The organism is Bradyrhizobium rifense (genome assembly GCF_008123425.1).
GTDB classification, from domain to species: domain Bacteria; phylum Pseudomonadota; class Alphaproteobacteria; order Rhizobiales; family Xanthobacteraceae; genus Bradyrhizobium; species Bradyrhizobium rifense.
This window is the reverse complement of the sequence record NZ_VSSS01000018.1, coordinates 12,971-30,756: the sequence shown is the minus strand read 5'-3', so window position 1 is coordinate 30,756 and position 17,786 is coordinate 12,971. Positions and strand designations below refer to the sequence as shown.

Genomic DNA, 17,786 nt, shown 5'->3' with positions numbered 1-17,786 from the left:
GATCGGTACGGGGGGTCAACACGCTTGGAGATGATGCCTTCAAAATTCAACCGTGCTGCTGCCTTAAACAGCTCCTGCGCGTCGCCTTCAGCGTGCTCGCTGTAGAGAGCCCGCGAGTCTATTCCGTGCGTCTCGAATAACTCCTTCAGCAGCTCTTTCCGCGCAAGCTGGGAAGTCTTCCGAAGGTCCTGACCATCCAGCCACAGCAGATCGAAGGCGTAGAACAGCAAACGGTCTTGGCGGCCTCCTGCGAGCTCGGCCTGCAATTCGGAAAAGTTGGTGCGGTTTTCGTGAACGACCACCACCTCGCCGTCGATGATGGCCTGATATGGAAGGTCGAAAGCACCGGCAATGACGGAGAAGCGCTTGATCCAATCGTGACCGTTGCGTGGCAGGCGTAAAGTGTCCCCATCTGCTAAGCTTAGGGGTGGGCAGGTGGCGGAGCCGATTACCGTGATCTTCATGTGCGCCGACTGTGGAGATTGCTACGAGGCCACGCAAAAGCATGAACCGTCTTCAAGCGCCTTTATCGCTGCAAGAGCTGTAACAATATCGTCCATCAGCCTGAGAGAAACTACAACTGTAAACGCAACCGAACCTCCTGCGAGCGCCCGCTTCCAAGATTGCTCGGCGTCAGACCCACCCCAGCGCATCTTCAGGCGGCGAAACTCTCCGCTCGACTACGGATGTGCAGCCTCGGCCGCCGCCGCTGGCGACCCGGCATAGGGACAGCGCTTTTACGCACGCGATCGCGCGGATCGGCGGCGCCCTTCGATTTCTGCTCTGACCGCAGCCTTGATCTTTTGCGGAGCCCGCCCTCCGATCTGCCGGACGCGTTCGCTCGAAATACGCAGTTCCCCACCAAGTTCATCAAGCGTCTGCGCTTGTTCTGTCATAAGCCGCGCATCGATCACGCGTCGTTCTCTCGCGGAAAGAACGGACAGAGCTCGATTGAGAGCCCGAAGTACGCGTTGGCGCTCCTCTGCTTCGGCCATTTGACTTTGAGGGATCCGGTGAATCTTCTCTCAGGGGATAAATCATATCTTCCGCGGAGGCGTCCTCGGCGATGGGCACTTTACGACATCTCATGCGGATCCGGCCGTTCATTTCGACGACGTCACGACCTGCAACACCGAGATCCTGAGCGACTTATTCGATCTGATCGGCGGTTAGTTCGGCATCGTCTCACCAAGACGGCTTTTGAGCTGCGCAAGTTAAAGAAGAGCTTTTTTTCGCCGGCGTAGTGCCCATTTTCACGAGGGACCGGGACCGAAGGACATACTCCTGCATGCTCGCTTTGATCCACCAGCGGGCATATGTGGCGAGCTTGACGCCTTTGTGCGGATCGAATTTCTTGACGGCCTGCATAAGGCCGACATTCGCTTCCGAGATAAGGTCGGCGACGGGCAGCCCGTAGCCCCGGTAGCGAAGAGCCACCTTGCCAGCCAAGCGAAGATGGCTTGTAAGCAAACGGTACGCAGCTCCGCCGGAATGTGGTTGGCCCGATCGGCACCCGGCACTGGTTTCGGCGGCGATCACAAAATTACGACGTAACGGATTTGTTCCATGAGATCGCTCGTATGCGTGTTTTGGCGGCCGCACCCCAAGGGCGGTCGAAACCAACGCCAATCGAGATGGCTTCGGAATGAATGAATCATGCAGGTCTGCGAGTGGTCAACGGATCGTAATTGATTGCAGGAAAGAGGAATGTGGTTCGATAACTTGTGGAGGCCACTCCGCCGGAACCAAAGCGCTGCGCGGAAAGTTCAGGTACTTCTGTTAACGCCACCATGGACGACTATCGCGACCTCGTTACCGCCGCTTTCGGATTGGCTTGCGCGGGTGTCATGCTGGTCGCAGGCCAGCTCTACCTGGAGCACCGCGCAAAGCTAGGGGACGAGCAGATTCCCATGTCTATTCGAAGAGCCCCCGCCGCCTGTCATATCGAGTAGCAAATCGCAGAGCTAGTGCGCCGAGATAGCCTCGACTCGGCGCGGGTCGCCCCCGACCAGAATCGCCTTGCCGCCTTCCGCTGCCGCGGCTTCCTTCGGATGCTCATGCTCCATTGTGCCGGGCTTCCATGAGCTAGTGTCCCGACTGATCCGCGCTGACGCGCCAAATCGCGTTTCCCGTGTCGTCGGCGACCAGCAGCGCTCCGGTGCGGTCGAGCGCCACGCCGACGGGGCGGCCACGCACAGTATCGTTGTCGTTGCCGAGAAATCCGGTAACGACCGGGACAGGTTTGCCCTCCGGGCGCCCGTTCACTAGCGGCACAAAAATGACCTGATAACCATTGACCGGGCTGCGGTCCCAACTGCCGTGCTCACCGACAAAAATGCCGTTACTGAATTTATCAGACAGCGTCTCGCCTTTGCTGAACGCGAGGCCGAGCGCCGCCACGTGTGAACTCAGGCCGTAGTCGGGTTTGACCGCCTTGGCCACCAAGTCGGGTCTCTGCGGATGGACGCGGACGTCTACGTGCTGGCCCCAATAGCTGTAAGGCCAACCATAGAAGGCGCCCTCCTGAACCATGGTGAGATAGTCCGGTACCAGGTCGGGGCCGATCTCGTCGCGCTCGTTCACCACCACAAACAGCCGGCCTGTTTCGGGATCGACCGCCAGATTGGTCGGATTGCGCGTGCCCGAGGCAAAAATGCGCTTGGCACCGGTCTGGCGGTCGACCTGGTAAATCGCGGCCCGCCCCTCTTCGGCGTCAAAGCCGTTTTCGGTGATGTTGCTGTTGGACCCAACACCGACATAGAGTTTGGATCCATCGGGGCTGGCGGCCATGGCTTTGGTCCAGTGGTGGTCGATCGGTCCGGCTGGAAGGTCCGCAAGCTTCGTACCTGGCTCGGTTATCTTGGTCTGCCCGAGCGCGTACTTGAACGCCATGATCGCGTCCGTGTTAGCGACGTAAAGCGTGCCGTCCACATAGGCCACGCCGTAAGGTGAATGAAGGTGGTCAACGAGAACCGTCTGGTCTTCCGGCTTCCCATCGCCGTCGGCATCGCGAAGCAGTGTGATGCGGTTGCCGCCTCTGCCGGCCGTTCCGGCCCTCGCCTTCACCTTGCCCTGGATGAAGTCCTTGGGCCGGAAAGGTGTTGTGCCGGGACTGTTGCCCTCGACGACCAGGATGTCGCCGTTCGGCAGAGGGTAGACGATGCGAGGATGCATCAGTCCTGTCGCCATAGCCTGGACTTTCAATCCACCCGTGACGGTCGGCGTCTCACCTGGTTTCCAGCCCACCGCCTTGGGGACGCTCATGGGCGGCAACAGATAATTCTGAGGCTCCGGAAGGTAGGGGTCTGCCCCGTATTGCCGCATGGGATCGCCACCCTGATCGCCGCAGCCAGCCAGCGCGACCAAGGCGCAGAGGGCCGGCAGGGCGCGAAACATTGCATGAGTCACAAGCGGTCTCCGTTCGCAGGAGTACGAATCGTGGTCACCTTCCATCCATTGAAGGCGGCCACCAGCAGCAGAATCGTCACGATCGCGGAGATCGAGATTCCCTGCGGCACGACCGAGGTCCAGGCGTCGCGGCTGTGGACGAAAACATTCAGGAGAGATAGAAGCGTGGCCGCTGCGACCAGAAAGAAGGAGATCCAATTGATCCGCCCGGCGCGGCCCGTGAGAAAATCGATGATGAGAACATTCGCGGCGACGAGAGCCAGGACCAATCCCCCAACAATCAGCCATGCCGATGAGTTGGCCCACTGCCAGTTCGATGTATCCCAGTACATGATGTCGGTCGCCAAACCGGCAATCAGTAGAGTCGATCCAGCGCCGATGAAGCCGGGATGCAGCAGTGATTTGGGACCGACTCCGGGCGCCATTCTCGCCATGCGTCCTCCAAAAACATCGCCGCACCGGGCTGAAACGTCGATTTACACGCGGGAAACGCAGTCGCGTTCGGGCGGTTCCTACTTGGCGCAGCGGCGAGCCTAAGCGGTCATCTCGATACCATCCAGGACGGCTGCTAAGCCGGATCAAAAACTACTCGCGGGGCTCCATGGGGAGAACTTGCAAGCGCGCTGATCAACGGCGTTTGACTGAGCGCGGGCATCCGGAAAATCGGCCGCAGGCCGCTTGTGACAGCTCCTGCGGCTTGTTCCTTATCGCTTTAATCGGCTGCGGTGCGTCATCAGCCGCTGCCATTCGCGCAACGTGCCGCGTCGCACACGCTGGGAAATTTCTCAAACCGGCCTTGCCGGTTGAGCGCAGCGCACAAACGATGTTTCTTGCCAGCTAGTCCGCCCGCGGTAATCTCCCACTCATTGCACATCTCGATTTGAGCACCTTGGAGATTTCCGATGACCAACGACACAGCCGTGTTTGACGCCATGCGTCCTGATCGCGAGAGAGCCGAGCGGGAATGGGCCGGCCAAATGGGCACTCGCAACGCGATCAAGCGCGACGGCCTGGAGATTGACGCGGCTTCTCTCGCCTTCTGTCCGCACGAATGGATCAATAGCGACGGCGATGTCGACCTCGAGCTCGTGCGCAAATTCCCGCTTATGCTCGCGCTTTGAGCGCAACGATGGACAAGCCTCTCCCGGAAGCGACGGTTCGCCGCCTGCTAGGTGGCTTCGCGAGACGTCGGCGGTCCGTTCGCTCGCCAATCTCAACTCCTCACGCGACCGATACCGATCCGAACCGCGAGTTCGCGCGGAAGGATCGGAACGGGTTTTGGTTCTTGGTCTTCTTGCCCATTTTCGTGCTGCTATACGCGATCGTCGAGAAGATGCATGTGAGATAAAACAGCGGCAGCAGGGTCCTATCGGGTTGGATTAGGGCTGCTTAGCTACGGCTCTTTTTCGAGCGGCGCGGCGCGGCGCGTCTTGCTTTGCAGGCCATGGCTCACCCGCCTTCAGCTTCTCTGTCTCAGCAGTCGAGTGTGATAATCCAGTAAGAGGTTTTCCGTCGGCTCCAATCTCAGGTTGATCAGTCGATGTATCCAGCACTGTGAACCGTCCCGTCTTAGGTTGCTCGTATCTGACAACGTATCGGGCTTTGACGATCATAAGGGACCGTCGTCAGTCCTCAATTCTCTCGTCGATGGCCCGAGCGTAGACTTCCATTTGATCGGCAAACAATCGCAAGATCCGCTCAGTAGCTGGAGGAAAGAGACTGGCGAGCTCTCTGAGCCCAGCTAGGTCGCCCTGTATTTCAGTAAGATCATCAAGTGACGTCGGCGTCATTTAGGCGCCTGCAGGCCCAAAGACTGTACCCAGTCGCTTAGGTGGGCTCCGGTCTCAGCGATTCGGGCTCGCCCCCAGAATGTTCGTCCGGGGCGCAGTCAGGATCCCCACAGGTCGCTAACCATTCACGCCTGACAAGCAACAGAAGCTGCCGGGCCTACCGCGGCAGCTTTTCCGTCTCCAGGCACCCGGCGACATCCCGCGGGGGACTTCTATCCAGCGAGCGCAGCCACGACTACCTTGCGCTCACCCTCAGGTGCGCTTGGATGTTTGCTTTCATCAACGCCTTTTTCAACCCACCGGCTTTTTCAGATGCCGCGGCGCACCAAGCTGCCAACAGTTCAAACCGGATTTCACCGCGAAGTTTTTTATCGCGTTGAACAAACCGAGAGCCTTGATCGCTGGCGTTACTCCTTTTCAATCTGCAGAAAGGAGCGCATCGGTACGGTCAAAGCAAGGCTCGGACTGTTGGCCGCCCGGCGCGTACGCGCGCTTATCGATAAGGCTCTGCGGGCCTCAGAGCCCGACACGGACTAGATTACTCGCGCTGAGTTGCCAAGGACCTATTGCCGCGAGCGAGGAGCGCTTGCCGAGATGTGAAGCTTTGAACTGCCCTCGAGCGACTGCGTTGAGCGCAGCCCGGCGTATCGGCGATGGCGGCGCGCGGAAAGCTGCGCGGATGAAAGCCGGGTAGGCAAGTCGTTGAGCAGCGTCGCCTCGCCCCTGAAGAGGTGTGAGGAACCCGCGACATCGACAAAGATCGTATCCGGGGCAACTCGGGTCACGAGCGGAGAGCACCGCGTGCACCGGTGCCCGAGCCAGCGCGGCGCCGTCTTCTTCGGGTATCGCGTCCTCACAGATCCGGCACGAGCGTCTGCGCATGCGCGACTGTCATGCCCGGAGACAGCTTGAGTTTACGCGCGGCATCGTCAACCGGCGTCAAGATACGGCGATTGCTTTCCTGCTTCGCGATGACCATACGCCGCTTATGCGTTGGATTGCCGCCGTTCCGCCGCCGAATTTGATCGGTCGGCAACGTCGGCAGGAAGACACCAACGAACCTCCGCATTGCATGCCTCCACTTCAGTTGTTCGGCGATGAGCGTGTCGCAAAAGCTCGACACGCCAGAGCGGCCGGCCCATACGTAATCCATCCGGTCTGCCTGAGGGTGCAGGCGAAGCGCCAGCGCGTCAGTGCGGCATTGCTTTCGCTAAGGTGTTCGGCAGAACGCCTCAGGATGAGACAGGGAACGCTGAAGCTCGGCGAGCTGCATCGACACGAAGACTGATCATTGTGCCCATGGATTGCGGACCGCCTTCTCGACCCTATCTCACCACGGAGAGAGCAACGACGCCAAGCCGGTGGGGGCCGACGCTGCTCGACTGAGTGCCTAGTTCTCCCATCCAGAAACCCGTGCTTGAAGCCCCCGGAGAGAGTTCGAGGATGCGACCCGCATCTAACGGTGTCGCCGGAGCTGCGCGAGATGTCGCACACTGGAAGCTACCCCTCAAAGAAGCCGGGATGCTTTTCCACAAAGGTCTGAAGCTCTCGCGCGACGCGATCGAGATGGTTGGCCATCTCGACCCTGGCCTGATCCGGATCGCGATCTGCGATCCCGCGGTAAATCGCCTCGTGCTCCATGTAAGTTCCTTTGGGCCGGCCCGGCTCGGGCAGCAGCGTGCGGCGAACGCGTTCAAGATGAGTCCGGATCGTGTCGAGAGCTTCGCCGACGCGCGCGAGGCTCAGGCTCTCGGTCATCTGGTGATGAAACCTGGTATCGAGCTCGTGGAAGCCTTCGAGGTCTCCGCTCGCGGTCGCAGCCTTCTGATAGGCGAGATTCTGACCGAGCGCTGCGATCGCATCGTCTGACATGCTGGCCGCGCAGACGCCGACGACCTCGACCTCCAGCGCGCGACGCATCAGCATCCACTGACGGACATCTTCCAGATGAATCCTGGCGACGTAGGAGCCGCGCTGCGGCTCGACCACGACGAGTCCGTCGAAGGCGAGCCTGTTGATCGCCGTCGTGATCGACAACTTCGACACGTCAAAGCGCGCGCACCACTCGTTCTTGTCGATCGGCGTTTCGGGCGCGAGCGTACCTGAGACGATAGCGCGCTTCAGCGCAAGATAGGCCTGATCGACTTTCGACCCGCCTGTGCCGCGCCCGCGCGTAGGCCTCGCGCCGCCACTAAACCCGCCGACTGAATGCATGCTGTGTTACCTCGGCCGATCTACGCATTTCGACGCCGCGACGCCAATCGCGCGGCCAAAAGGCTTGACGAGCGTCGACTGATATAACTAGCATATCAGTTAATAAGCAAAATGATCACCTGCGGCTCGATGTCTTCAAGGACTGACAGCACGCCGGGAGGAAAGCCAATGGAGACACGCTTCGGCGCGCTCGGGGCGGACGACGAGCGCGGGACGCCGCGCTCCTCTCGCGTGGTCGAGCTTGGCAACCGTGCTGGTGTGCCGGGCGGACACACCGTCCTCTGCGCGAAGCGGGTCTCCAAATCCTTTGCGGGCGTGAAGGCGCTCCACGACGTCGACTTCGATCTTCGCCACGGCGAAGTGCACGCGCTGATGGGCGAGAACGGTGCCGGCAAGAGCACCCTGATGAAGATCCTAGCCGGCGTGCACACGAGCTATGACGGCACTATTCTGGTCGAGGGCTACGCCGGGTCCTTCAACGGCGTACGCGACGCGGAATAGGCCGGCGTCGCGATCATCCACCAGGAACTCAACCTCGTTCCCGAGCTGAGCGTGGCCGACAATATCTTCCTTGGCCGAGAGCCGTTGATCGGCGGCGTATTGATCGACCGGCGCCGGATGGTCAGAGCCGCCGAGCGCCTGCTGGCCCGCCTCGGTGTCATGATCGCGCCTGACACCAGGATTGCCGGCTTGCGCGTCGGCGAGCAGCAGCTCGTCGAGATCGCCAAGGCACTGTCGCTCAATGCGCGCATCCTCATCATGGACGAGCCGACCTCGGCGCTGTCGTCGTCGGAATGTGACACGCTGTCCAAGATCGTGCGTCAGCTCGCGCGCGAAGGCGTCGCGATCATCTACACATCGCATCGCATCGAGGAGGTGCTGGAGCTTGCCGACCGCGTCACCGTGCTGCGCGACGGCCGGCGGGTGGTGACGGCGCGAATCGACGAACTCTCGCGCGGAGCCATCATCTCGGCAATGGTCGGGCGCGAGATGGCAGCGAACGAGCGCGGCGCGACGGCGCGGGACGGCGCGGTCGTCCTCTCGGTGCAGGACCTGACGCTGGACACGCTCGGCCCACACGGATGGAGGCGGATGCTGCATGGCGTGAGTTTCGAGCTGAAGCGCGGCGAGATCCTCGGTATAGGTGGCCTGCTCGGGTCCGGCCGGACGGAGATCCTGGAGTCGATATTCGGCGTGGCGCGCGGCTGGCGGACGGGCAGCATCGCGATCGACGGCGCGGCGGTCGACATCAGCTCTCCATCCGACGCCTACCATCTCGGCATCGCGCTTGTCAGCGAGGACCGCAAGGAGCGCGGCCTGCATCTGGCCGCCTCGATCTGCGACAATGTCGCGCTACCCTCGATCGGCGCGCTTGCGCGATTTGGCCTGCGCACGTTCGCCCGCGAACGCGCACTCGCCGCCGACATGATCAAGCGACTGTCGGTTCGCTGCACCGGCATCGGCCAGCAAGCCGCCGCGCTGTCTGGCGGCAACCAGCAAAAGGTCGTGATCGGCAAATGGCTGGCGACCGAACCGCGCATCCTGCTGCTCGACGAGCCAACCCGGGGCATCGACATCGGCGCCAAGCAGGAGATCTACCGGTTGATCTTCGATCTCGCCGCGCAGGGGCTCGGCATCATCGTGGTCACCTCGGAAATGCCCGAACTCCTGCTCTTGTCCGACCGCATCCTCGTCATGTGCGAGGGAGGGCAGACCGGCATTCTCGCACGCGAGAACGCAACGCAGGAGACGGTGATGCGCCTTGCGGCACCAGGAATGGCGAACTGGTCGCAGGAAGCCGCATCATGAAAGCCCTGGTCCACCTGCTCTCCCGCACCAAGCTCTATTGGGGACTCCTGCTGATCTGCCTGATCGGCGCCCTTATCTCGCCGCACACGTCATCCGGCCACAACATCTTCCTGTCCTACGGCAATCTGACCGACGTGCTGCGCCAGGTCTCGATCACCGGACTGGTCGCGACCGGAATGACCATGGTCATCCTGCTCGGCGGCATCGACCTGTCGGTCGGCTCGGTGATGGGCTTCTCGACGGTGATCTGCGCGATGCTGCTGACCAAGCCCGGCTGGACCTCGGCGTCCGTTATGGGCGTGCCGGCCGCGATCCTCGTCGGCGGCGCTGCCGTGGCGCTGGCTGCGCGCTTCGTATTCGCCGGCCTCGCGCGTGGCCGCTATGTCAGTGCCGGGCGGCGACGGGAGGTCTCGCTGACGCGCTGGCAAAGTATGGGCATTCCGGGATTGCTCGGCCTCCTCGCCGCGATCGCAATCGGGTGGTGGACGATGAACCAGGTACCAGCCAAATTCGGTGTTCTCGGTGTCCTGCTGATCGCACCCTGCCTCGCGATGGTGCTTGGCGGCATCAACGGGCTTTTGATCGTCGCCGGCCGGCTACAGCCCTTCATCGCGACGCTCGCGATGATGGTCAGCGCACTCGGCATCGCGCGATTGACGGCAGGGTCCGACAATGCCGTGGTACCTGTTTACACCGGCACCAATGCGACCGAGGCCTTCGAGCTGCTGCGCTCGATGCTGTGGGGCGTATTGCCGGTTCCGAGCGTCTTCTTCCTCGCGGCGATCTGCCTGTTCGGCGCGATCCTGCGCTTCACCACCTTTGGGCGCTACGCTTACGCGATCGGCGGCAACATCGAGGCCGCAAGGCTTTCCGGCATCAAGGTCGCGCAGGTGCAGCTCACGGCCTACCTATTGTCTGGCCTTCTCGCGGGGATCGCCGGCGTGCTATTCGTCGCGCAGTACCGGCAGGGCAAGCCTGACGCAGGTACCGGCCTCGAGCTCGACGCGATCGCCGCCGTTGTGATCGGCGGCACCAGCCTGATGGGCGGCCGCGGCGGCCTCGCCGGCACATTCGTCGGCGTCCTGATCTTCGGCCTGCTCTCCGACATCCTGCAACTTCAGAACATCGACTCCAATGTCCAGCTCGTGATGAAGGGGTTGATCATCGTCTGCACCGTACTGGTGCAGGAACAGAATCTCGGCCAGCTCGTCGCGCGATGGCGGTTTCGCCGATCGGGCGAAGCACAGGCCGATCCGAGAACGGCCGAACCCCATCGGCCGCCAAGCGCCGCAAAGGCCCAACTCGCAAGGGAGGATCTCGATGAAGCGTCGTGAATTCTTGAAGATGTCGACCACGGCGGCGGGTGCCGCAATGACCATCTATCTACCGGTTGGCTGGACGCCTGCAAGGGCCGCCGGCAAGTCGAAAGTCGGCTTCAGCCAGTGCACCACGCTGGAGCCCTGGCGCGTGCAGTTCAACAAGGACATCCAGGCCGAGGCGAAGAACCATCCAGACATCGACCTCATCATTACGGACGGTCAGGACAAGACCCAGAAGCAGGTCGCCGATTGCGACAATCTGATCGTGCAGCAGGTCAACGTGCTGCTGATCTCGCCCAAGGAATCGGCCGGCCTGACCGGCGTGGTCGAAAAGGCGATCGACGCCAAGATTCCCGTCATCGTGCTCGACCGCAATGTCGACACCAAGCGCATCACCCAGTTCATCGGTGGCGACAACGTCGCGATCGGCAAGGCGGCCGGCGAGCACGCGGTGAAGCTGCTCGGTGGTCCCGGCAAGGCGGCCGGCAACGTCGTCGAAATCTGGGGTGGCATGGGCACGCAACCTGCGCACGACCGGCACGACGGCTTCCATGCCTTCACCGACAAGGAGCCTGGCATCAAGAACCTGCTCAACAACCAGTCGGGCGACTGGAAGCAGGACAAGGCCTACGACATCATGACGACGGCGTTGCGCAACAACGAGAAGATCGACATGGTCTATGGCCATAACGATCCGATGGCCTATGGCGCTTATCTCGCGGCCAAGGACGCCGGCCGCGACAAGGACATCAGGTTCATCATCGGCATCGACGGATTGCCGGACGAAGGCGTCACCTGGGTCTCCAAGGGCCAGCTCACCGCGACGTTCCTCTACGCAACGCCCGGCGCTGAAGGATTGAGGCAGGCGGCAAAGCTGCTCAAGGGCGAGAAGCTCGAGCCAGTCATCACCTTGCCGACGATGCTGATCACCAAGGAGAACGCGTCGGAAATCCTGAAGAAGAACGGATAGCCCTGATCTGGCCACACTGAAGTGTGTTTCGGAGAGCCGGGTGCTTCATCTCGCACCGGGCTCTCCGTTCACCTCGCGGCCGTCTTACCGCGCCAGATCGACATCCGGTGGAATCGGCATTTATCTTTGAGGTTTGACATGAGCGCTGCCATCTTCGCCAGGCACGATGGTGTTTGGCTAAATGAACCGGAACGGTGGACCGCGCAGGGCGATGGCCTCGAGATCGTCACCGACAAGGCCACCGACTTCTGGCAAAAAACTCATTACGGGTTTTGCCGCGACAGCGGCCACTTTCTGGGTTTTCAGACCGCGGAGGCGTTCACTGCCGAGTTGCGCGTCAAGTGCGATTTTCAGGAACTCTATGATCAAGCCGGCATCATGGTGCGCATCGATGCGGAGCACTGGGTCAAAGCCGGAATCGAGTTTTCGGACGGGCGCGCCATGCTTTCGAGCGTATTGACCAACGGGCAGTCGGATTGGGCAACAGCCCCCTACCAGCACTATGCCGGCGATTTCTGGATGCGCGTCACCGTCACCGGCGGCGTTCTGCGATTGCAAGCGTCGGCTGATGGCAAAATCTGGCCCCTCGTCCGACTGGCTCCTTTCACCAAAGCGGGATCCTACTGGGTCGGACCTATGGCTTGCACGCCCGAACGAGAGGGATTGCCGGTTACGTTCACGAAATTTTCCCTGAAACCGCCGCTTGGCAAAGATCTGCACGATCTCAGCTAGAGCAGCGGCGAACGTGTGGAACCGGCGCCTTCGTTATGTATGGCCACGGGCAAACGCACAGCCTGCGTGGCTCTGCCCCCAGCTCCGGCTACGCTCGTTCGATCCCTACATCCGCAGACGCAAGCACGCCAGCATCGCTTCGCCGGTCTCCGGGACGACATCGCCTCATTCATCGTCGCTTCTTCGTTCCGGCAGACTCCACGCCGTCCGCCACTATTGTCCGTGCGGACGGAGCAAGCTCGTGCCTCAAGACCGTTGCTTCCTCTTCGCGCATCGAAGGCGTGCACAACCCACGCGCAGCGGTTTTATCGAAAGCACCCCGAGGTCTGATACTAGCTACTTTGCAGGGAACAATATGTCGCACCTATCAGTTCTAAGAACTCACAAGATTGGAGGAGACTATGATGAAGTATTTATTTGCTGCCGCTCTGGCTACGGTTGTTGCCGCCCCAGCGTTTGCGGATGAGATAGGCGTGCACGCGGGCCCGGTGGGTGCCGGTGTGACGGTTGGCGAGACTCGTGATCGGCCTGTGGTGGAGCGTGACCGGACGACCGTTGTGAAGGAGCGCGAGCCCACGACGGAGAGCAAGACTGTCATCAAGAAAGAAGACAGTGATGGGAATCGAGAGAAGACTGTAATCCATCACGATAACGACTAAGATTTCCCAGCCCCGGTTTGTTCAGCCGGGGCTTTTTTTGCCATTGCCAAAGTCTTCCAGGAAAAAGCCCGCGCGCCCAATCCGCGCCAAACTGGAGCAAAGACATGCAACCCCCATCCTCCCTAACGCGAGCTCAATCTCTGCGGGCCAGTCGCAGCTTTATAAGCGCTATTCTCTATAAGGTCTCCGCAGCGTTCGCCTGCACCTACAGTACGCAGGATCGCTCACTGATGCGAGACGCTGGACACGCCACGTCGGAACACTCACTGAACTTCCGCTTCGCGGATCAGCTTCGCGCGCTGTGCCGGCGTCAGGTCGCGGCGGATCAGGTTTTCTTCGATTTCGAGCGTCCCCAGACTAGTCGCCAACTGCTGGAATGGCGCGCCGAGATTTAGGCACACTATTTAGCGCCGCGAGGTTTCTTTCCTCATCAGAAGCTAGGCATTGCGCAGTTCTCTTCCATGGCTACCACTACACAGGCGACAGCCGAAATTTCTTTAAGCAAGATGGCTCCAAGCACCTGGCCGAGGCTGAGCGGCGCTTCAAAAAGGCGACTGGCCAAGGATTTACCGCTGCGTACAGTCATAGATACCGTCACGCCAAGTATCGCCCGAGCCGTTGCCCTCGAAGAGCTCTTCCATCACGGCCGCCGGGTCGTGCCCTTCGCCGATATCGACAGCGCTTCGGTAGATGATGAGCGGCCATCGCGGGTGATTGGGGACGAAACCGTCATCTTTGAAGCGGACAGTGTGAGGTTTCGCGCACGGGCGAGTTCCGGAGCCGCCTTCCTGCCTCGACGGCGCAGCCCGGTCGCGCGCTGAATGTATTCCTTGGCGTTCTCAAGAATGGGCATGGTCGCACTTTCTCCGATGTTCGAAGCGGATAGCCGTCCACAGGCGCAGCAGCGCTCGATGATCGCACCCAGCGCGAAGTCGGCGACCACGTCGCTGGGCGACGGCAAGCTCCGGCGGACTTGCCCGCCTTCCTCGCCTCGCTGTCGTTTCTTTTGGCATAGCCACCCGGCGGCGTCGCCGAACAACACCCCTATTGGCGTTGGTTGCGGCCCCACCACCCCGCGATCTCGGTAATTAGCCGTCGAGTGATGGTGTCAGGAAAATCAGATAACGCGATGCGAACCGCATATCGGCCCGTTATGGAATTCCGGAACCACTCGGTCGCGGCAAAATCGAATCCAAAGCTACCGGCATGTCGGAGCGGCAAGCCTTCTGCTCGCAATTCGTTGCTCATGCGTTCCACGATATTACGCGCAGCGTTCTCATCGAAGTCCCCGGTCAGCGTGACATAGAGGCCACTCCATTTGTCAAGCGCCGACCCGAAGGCCACGCTCAGGACGCGGGCTGCCATGCGATTGTTACGGAGCATGGCGGCCATCCGTAAACGGGTCAGCCGTCTGAATTGTTCGGAGCCCACATATGGCGGGAAATGCGCCGGCAGCGCCGCGCCGCCGAAAAGGCGTACGGCCGTCTTCATTTCGTTAACGACATCGACCAACTGCCCCGTCGCGTCGTCTGCGACGACAGCCAGAGAGCCGAGACGACCATATTCCGCGCCCAGCGAATCCAGCTTGGTATGGCTGCGCACCATTACAACCGGTATCTTCCGACGACGCGCCCAGGAAAGAGCCTCCCGATAGCGCCCCGCCAATAGTAGAACATCGCCTTTGGCCGTGTGGGCCTGGGAGTAGTTTGGATCGATCTTTATGGCTAAGGAGGCAAGTTCGTCCGCGCGTCGAAGATCAGCTTGACGATCGGGACTCGTATAATTGGCAACGCGGTGGGTGAACTTGAATGACTCTTGGGACGCTGCGCGAAGATTCTCAGGGTCGATCTGCAATGCCTGCTCGCACATGCGGAAGGCAGAATCGCGTTCCGACGTCGCATGCGCGCGCATTAAGGCCGCGGAGCAGCGCAAAGCAAGGTCTTCCGCATTGGGATTAGCAGCGCGAGTTTGCGCCAAACGGGCTCTTTCTGTAATCATTTTCATACCGATCGCGTGCGCGATGCGCGTAACAATGGCATCTTGCATCTGCAAGAGGTCGGACCGGTTCTCGTCAAATTGGTCAGCCCAGATATGTGCATCGCTCTCGGTATCGATGAGCTGGACATTCACACGCAGCCGGTCGCCATTCGGCTGCACGCTACCTTCTAGCGCATAGCGCACACCGAGATCCTTCCCGATCTGCCGCACGTTGGTTGGCTTGCCCTTGTAAGTGAAAGCGGTTGACCGGGAGATGACGAAAATGTCCCGAAAACGCGAGAAGCCGGTGGTCAGTTCGTCGCTGATGACGTCTGCCAGATAATCCTGGCTTGTATCGCCGGATAGGTTGGCAAAGGGGAGCACGACGATGGAGAAGCGCTCGGAGGGCTTTGCCAGCTGGTCCGGCATCTGTGAAACGACGGGCGCGCGGCCGAGATGGAAGTAGAATGCAGCGCCACCGGCGGCGGCGATCAGCACGACTGCGGCTCCAATCGCCGTGACGCGCCCGCTCGACCTGTCGCGACGCACAGCTAGCGCAGCGTTGTGCGGCTGCGAGATTGGCTTGGCGGGCCGCGCATCATCAAGAGCGACTCGGAAGACCCGCACTGGCCGTGCGATGTTCTTGAGTTGCTGTTCGCCTGCGTCCTCGAAGGTGACATCGAACTTGCCCCGAACCTGCCGGTGCGCATCTTCGGAGATACAAATGCCACCGGGCTTCGCCAATCCCTCCAGACGCGCTGCCACATTCACGCCATCGCCGAAAATGTCATCTCGATCGATGATGACATCGCCGACATTTACACTTATCCGGAACTCGATGCGCTTCTCATCTGGCACCTCGGCATTGCGCTCGGCCATCCCGTGTTGGACATCAAGAGCGCAGCGCAATGCGTCCACTACGCTGCTAAACTCAGCCAGCATCCCGTCGCCGGTGTTCTTGACGACCCGGCCACGGTGTTCAGCGATCTTGGGATCGACAAGGGCGCGCAGATGGTCCTGAAGCTGGACGTGCGTGCCCTCTTCGTCCGCACTTGTCAGGCGGCTGTAGCCGGCCACATCGGCAGCCAGTATGGCAGCAAGTCGGCGTTCGATGCGGTCCTGACCCGAGGCAGCCATGGCCCTGATCTCCAACCCCCTTCCCCTTATACACCAAATTGCAGGCTTGGATGGACAGCCGCCGGAAGGCCTCTCGGCTGGGCTAGCTCTGCCAAACGTCTGATCGCGGGGATGTCCGGTCATGGCCCATCAGCGAAGTGGCAAGCGAGCCTGAGCACGTCCGATCATCGGAGTAGACCGGAAGTGAACGGCGACGTGTTAGAGCGATGCTTTTGACCAAGGCGGCGCACTCCGGCGTGATGTCTGCACCTTACGTTATGGGGAGTCGATCTCACGCGGCTTGCAGGATCAAGTCGCTCAGGCGGTCCGGTGCATCGAGCATGGCCATGTGCCCAGCGTCCGGCAGTTCGAATGTGGACCAAGACTTGTTGCCTTTGCAGTCCGCAAGAGCCTTATCGAAAACTGGCTGCGGAAATTTCGGAAGGCGGATGTAAGTTTTCTTTGCAACCTTTTCGAGCGCCCCAGAAAGTTTGATCGGCTGGACATACGTGCCGACCGGATGCGCTGTGGCCTTGGACTTTACGAATGGCTGATCACGTTCAGCGACAGCAGTCACCCCAAACTTCGGCGGACCAAAGCCTGCCGTGCCCGTTTCAACAGCAGACTGCACGGCCTTGCGAACCGCCTCGACCGAGAGGTCCGGCACTGCTGTCCGTCGGTCGGCAGAAAGGCATCAAGCCACACGATTGAGGAGACGCGACCGCCAATGCTTTCGAGTGCGCCTGCGCCTACGAAGCCAGCATAGGACCACGCCACAAGGCAGACGTTCTCGAGACTTTCCCATTGGACCAGATTGACGACGTCGGCAATGTGGGTGTCAAGATTGATGTCCTTGCTCAGCAAGTGCGAGCGTTCTGCTAGACCCGTCAGGGATGGAGCGAATACTTTGTGGCCGCTCTGTTCGAGCCGGTCCGTGACCCGGCGCCAGATCCAGCCGCCACAATAAGTTCCGCTGACCAAGACGAAGGTCTTTCGCGCCGATTGGGCGCGGGCGGCACCAGTCACGCCGGATGCCGCTGTTGCCACGAGACCGCCAGCTGCAACAGTGCGAAGCATGCGGCGGCGAGTAACGTGAAATCTTGTCACGACGCGTATCTCCCTCTGTTTCGTAATCCACAACTATTAGTCGTTGACCATAAAGAGTTGCCACCAAAGTGACAAGGTAAGCAGACATCCCAACTGTCACCCGTTAGGGTGATGCAACTCGATCTCGTCGTCTAATATTCTTCGCGGCCGCCGGCCCGTAAAAGTCCCAATGGAGCGCGAGATGCGCATTTTCAAGACCATAGCTGGTTTGATGCCATACTTGCCACGAGCGGAATTTGTACAGTCCTGGCAGAAGATAGTTCGCTTGAATACAACCGCGTGACGTCGAGCGACATCAAATGGGCACCAATCCCCTCCATGCCGAAGGGGACGCAAACGACGGTGCTTCACGGCAATCCGGGCAAGCCTGGCCTGTATACTGCTCGCCTCAAGATACCGGCAAATTCCAAAATGCCTGTGCACTCTCACCCTGACGAACGCGTTCGCGTTATCATTTCGGGGACATATTATTCAGCGCTCGGTGACAAGGTCGATACATCGAAACTCTTGAGCTTTCCACCCGGGACGTTTTCGCATGTGCCGCCCAAGGTTTGGCAGTTTGCCGAAACGAGAGACGAGGAAGTGATCTTTGAGGTTACCGGGATCGGACCAACAGGTATCGACTACCTGAATCCCGAGGATGATCCACGGAAGCAGAAATGATGTTCGGGCTCATTTCCGTTGT

16 protein-coding genes and 2 pseudogenes are annotated in these 17,786 nt (G+C 60.5%); 7 read left to right on the top strand and 11 right to left on the bottom strand.

The window, feature by feature from the left end; translation table 11 throughout:
- Window positions 1-29: 29 nt before the first annotated feature.
- The 5 genes and pseudogenes from FXB40_RS49065 to FXB40_RS11235 all read right to left on the bottom strand — a co-directional run.
- Window positions 30-464: pseudogene (locus FXB40_RS49065) on the bottom strand (ATP-dependent DNA ligase); the annotation flags it as partial.
- A gap of 273 nt (window positions 465-737) precedes the next feature.
- Entirely contained in the window at window positions 738-995 is a 258-nt protein-coding gene (locus FXB40_RS50355; RefSeq protein ID WP_148772279.1) for a sigma factor-like helix-turn-helix DNA-binding protein, read from the bottom strand.
- Between the two features lie 190 nt (window positions 996-1,185).
- Window positions 1,186-1,539 (bottom strand): sigma-70 family RNA polymerase sigma factor, encoded by a 354-nt coding sequence (locus FXB40_RS47770; protein ID WP_283812895.1) that lies wholly within the window; start codon window positions 1,537-1,539, stop codon window positions 1,186-1,188.
- A gap of 546 nt (window positions 1,540-2,085) precedes the next feature.
- A complete protein-coding gene (locus FXB40_RS11240) occupies window positions 2,086-3,396 on the bottom strand; it encodes a PQQ-dependent sugar dehydrogenase (RefSeq protein ID WP_148772277.1) in 1,311 nt (436 codons plus the stop codon).
- A gap of 8 nt (window positions 3,397-3,404) precedes the next feature.
- Complete coding sequence (locus FXB40_RS11235) at window positions 3,405-3,842, bottom strand: DUF2231 domain-containing protein (RefSeq protein WP_210352149.1); 438 nt, start codon at window positions 3,840-3,842, stop codon at window positions 3,405-3,407.
- 468 nt (window positions 3,843-4,310) lie between these two features.
- Between FXB40_RS11235 and FXB40_RS11230 the strand changes: the two genes are divergently transcribed.
- Window positions 4,311-4,529, top strand: a complete 219-nt coding sequence (locus tag FXB40_RS11230) for a hypothetical protein (protein WP_148772276.1) — start codon at window positions 4,311-4,313, stop codon at window positions 4,527-4,529.
- Between the two features lie 1,522 nt (window positions 4,530-6,051).
- Here the strand turns inward: FXB40_RS11230 and FXB40_RS11220 are convergent.
- Together FXB40_RS11220 and FXB40_RS11215 are read right to left on the bottom strand one after the other, a co-directional pair.
- Window positions 6,052-6,351: a hypothetical protein gene (locus tag FXB40_RS11220; protein ID WP_148772274.1), complete on the bottom strand. Its 300-nt coding sequence runs from the start codon at window positions 6,349-6,351 to the stop codon at window positions 6,052-6,054.
- A gap of 347 nt (window positions 6,352-6,698) precedes the next feature.
- A complete protein-coding gene (locus FXB40_RS11215) occupies window positions 6,699-7,412 on the bottom strand; it encodes a GntR family transcriptional regulator (RefSeq protein WP_148772273.1) in 714 nt (237 codons plus the stop codon).
- A 168-nt stretch (window positions 7,413-7,580) separates the two neighbouring features.
- On the opposite strand from FXB40_RS11215, the pseudogene FXB40_RS11210 reads away from it, so the two are divergent.
- From FXB40_RS11210 to FXB40_RS11190, 5 genes and pseudogenes are all read left to right on the top strand, one after another.
- Window positions 7,581-9,221 (top strand): annotated as a pseudogene (locus tag FXB40_RS11210) (sugar ABC transporter ATP-binding protein).
- A complete protein-coding gene (locus tag FXB40_RS11205; protein WP_148772272.1) occupies window positions 9,218-10,555 on the top strand; it encodes an ABC transporter permease in 1,338 nt (445 codons plus the stop codon). Before FXB40_RS11210 ends, FXB40_RS11205 begins: the two are co-directional and overlap by 4 nt.
- Window positions 10,556-10,592: 37 nt before the next feature.
- Window positions 10,593-11,510, top strand: coding sequence for a substrate-binding domain-containing protein (locus FXB40_RS11200; RefSeq protein ID WP_430647086.1), 918 nt, complete (start codon window positions 10,593-10,595; stop codon window positions 11,508-11,510).
- A gap of 138 nt (window positions 11,511-11,648) precedes the next feature.
- Window positions 11,649-12,242 (top strand): DUF1349 domain-containing protein, encoded by a 594-nt coding sequence (locus FXB40_RS11195; protein ID WP_148772270.1) that lies wholly within the window; start codon window positions 11,649-11,651, stop codon window positions 12,240-12,242.
- 401 nt (window positions 12,243-12,643) lie between these two features.
- Window positions 12,644-12,901, top strand: a complete 258-nt coding sequence (locus FXB40_RS11190) for a hypothetical protein (RefSeq protein WP_148772269.1) — start codon at window positions 12,644-12,646, stop codon at window positions 12,899-12,901.
- Between the two features lie 640 nt (window positions 12,902-13,541).
- Here FXB40_RS11190 and FXB40_RS47765 read toward each other — a convergent pair.
- From FXB40_RS47765 to FXB40_RS49055, 4 genes are all read right to left on the bottom strand, one after another.
- Entirely contained in the window at window positions 13,542-13,940 is a 399-nt protein-coding gene (locus FXB40_RS47765) for a hypothetical protein (RefSeq protein WP_187436791.1), read from the bottom strand.
- A 5-nt stretch (window positions 13,941-13,945) separates the two neighbouring features.
- Entirely contained in the window at window positions 13,946-16,015 is a 2,070-nt protein-coding gene (locus FXB40_RS11175) for an adenylate/guanylate cyclase domain-containing protein (protein ID WP_246207527.1), read from the bottom strand.
- A 271-nt stretch (window positions 16,016-16,286) separates the two neighbouring features.
- A complete protein-coding gene (locus FXB40_RS49060) occupies window positions 16,287-16,661 on the bottom strand; it encodes a hypothetical protein (protein ID WP_187436807.1) in 375 nt (124 codons plus the stop codon).
- Window positions 16,568-17,071, bottom strand: a complete 504-nt coding sequence (locus FXB40_RS49055; RefSeq protein ID WP_148772334.1) for an alpha/beta fold hydrolase — start codon at window positions 17,069-17,071, stop codon at window positions 16,568-16,570. The genes FXB40_RS49060 and FXB40_RS49055 overlap by 94 nt, the downstream gene beginning before the upstream one ends.
- Window positions 17,072-17,380: 309 nt before the next feature.
- Between FXB40_RS49055 and FXB40_RS11160 the strand changes: the two genes are divergently transcribed.
- Complete coding sequence (locus FXB40_RS11160; RefSeq protein WP_148772266.1) at window positions 17,381-17,764, top strand: cupin domain-containing protein; 384 nt, start codon at window positions 17,381-17,383, stop codon at window positions 17,762-17,764.
- Window positions 17,765-17,786 lie beyond the last annotated feature (22 nt).

Excerpts from the sequence above, each read along its gene's own strand:
- FXB40_RS49055 (WP_148772334.1), bottom strand. The coding sequence starts at position 17,071 with ATGCTTCGCACTGTTGCAGCTGGCGGTCTCGTGGCAACAGCGGCATCC.
- FXB40_RS11175 (WP_246207527.1), bottom strand. The coding sequence starts at position 16,015 with ATGGCTGCCTCGGGTCAGGACCGCATCGAACGCCGACTTGCTGCCATA.
- FXB40_RS11200 (WP_430647086.1), top strand. The coding sequence starts at position 10,593 with ATGACCATCTATCTACCGGTTGGCTGGACGCCTGCAAGGGCCGCCGGC.
- FXB40_RS50355 (WP_148772279.1), bottom strand. The coding sequence starts at position 995 with ATGGCCGAAGCAGAGGAGCGCCAACGCGTACTTCGGGCTCTCAATCGA.
- FXB40_RS11230 (WP_148772276.1), top strand. The coding sequence starts at position 4,311 with ATGACCAACGACACAGCCGTGTTTGACGCCATGCGTCCTGATCGCGAG.
- FXB40_RS11190 (WP_148772269.1), top strand. The coding sequence starts at position 12,644 with ATGATGAAGTATTTATTTGCTGCCGCTCTGGCTACGGTTGTTGCCGCC.
- FXB40_RS11195 (WP_148772270.1), top strand. The coding sequence starts at position 11,649 with ATGAGCGCTGCCATCTTCGCCAGGCACGATGGTGTTTGGCTAAATGAA.
- FXB40_RS11205 (WP_148772272.1), top strand. The coding sequence starts at position 9,218 with ATGAAAGCCCTGGTCCACCTGCTCTCCCGCACCAAGCTCTATTGGGGA.
- FXB40_RS11235 (WP_210352149.1), bottom strand. The coding sequence starts at position 3,842 with ATGGCGAGAATGGCGCCCGGAGTCGGTCCCAAATCACTGCTGCATCCC.
- FXB40_RS11220 (WP_148772274.1), bottom strand. The coding sequence starts at position 6,351 with ATGGATTACGTATGGGCCGGCCGCTCTGGCGTGTCGAGCTTTTGCGAC.
- FXB40_RS11240 (WP_148772277.1), bottom strand. The coding sequence starts at position 3,396 with ATGTTTCGCGCCCTGCCGGCCCTCTGCGCCTTGGTCGCGCTGGCTGGC.
- FXB40_RS11215 (WP_148772273.1), bottom strand. The coding sequence starts at position 7,412 with ATGCATTCAGTCGGCGGGTTTAGTGGCGGCGCGAGGCCTACGCGCGGG.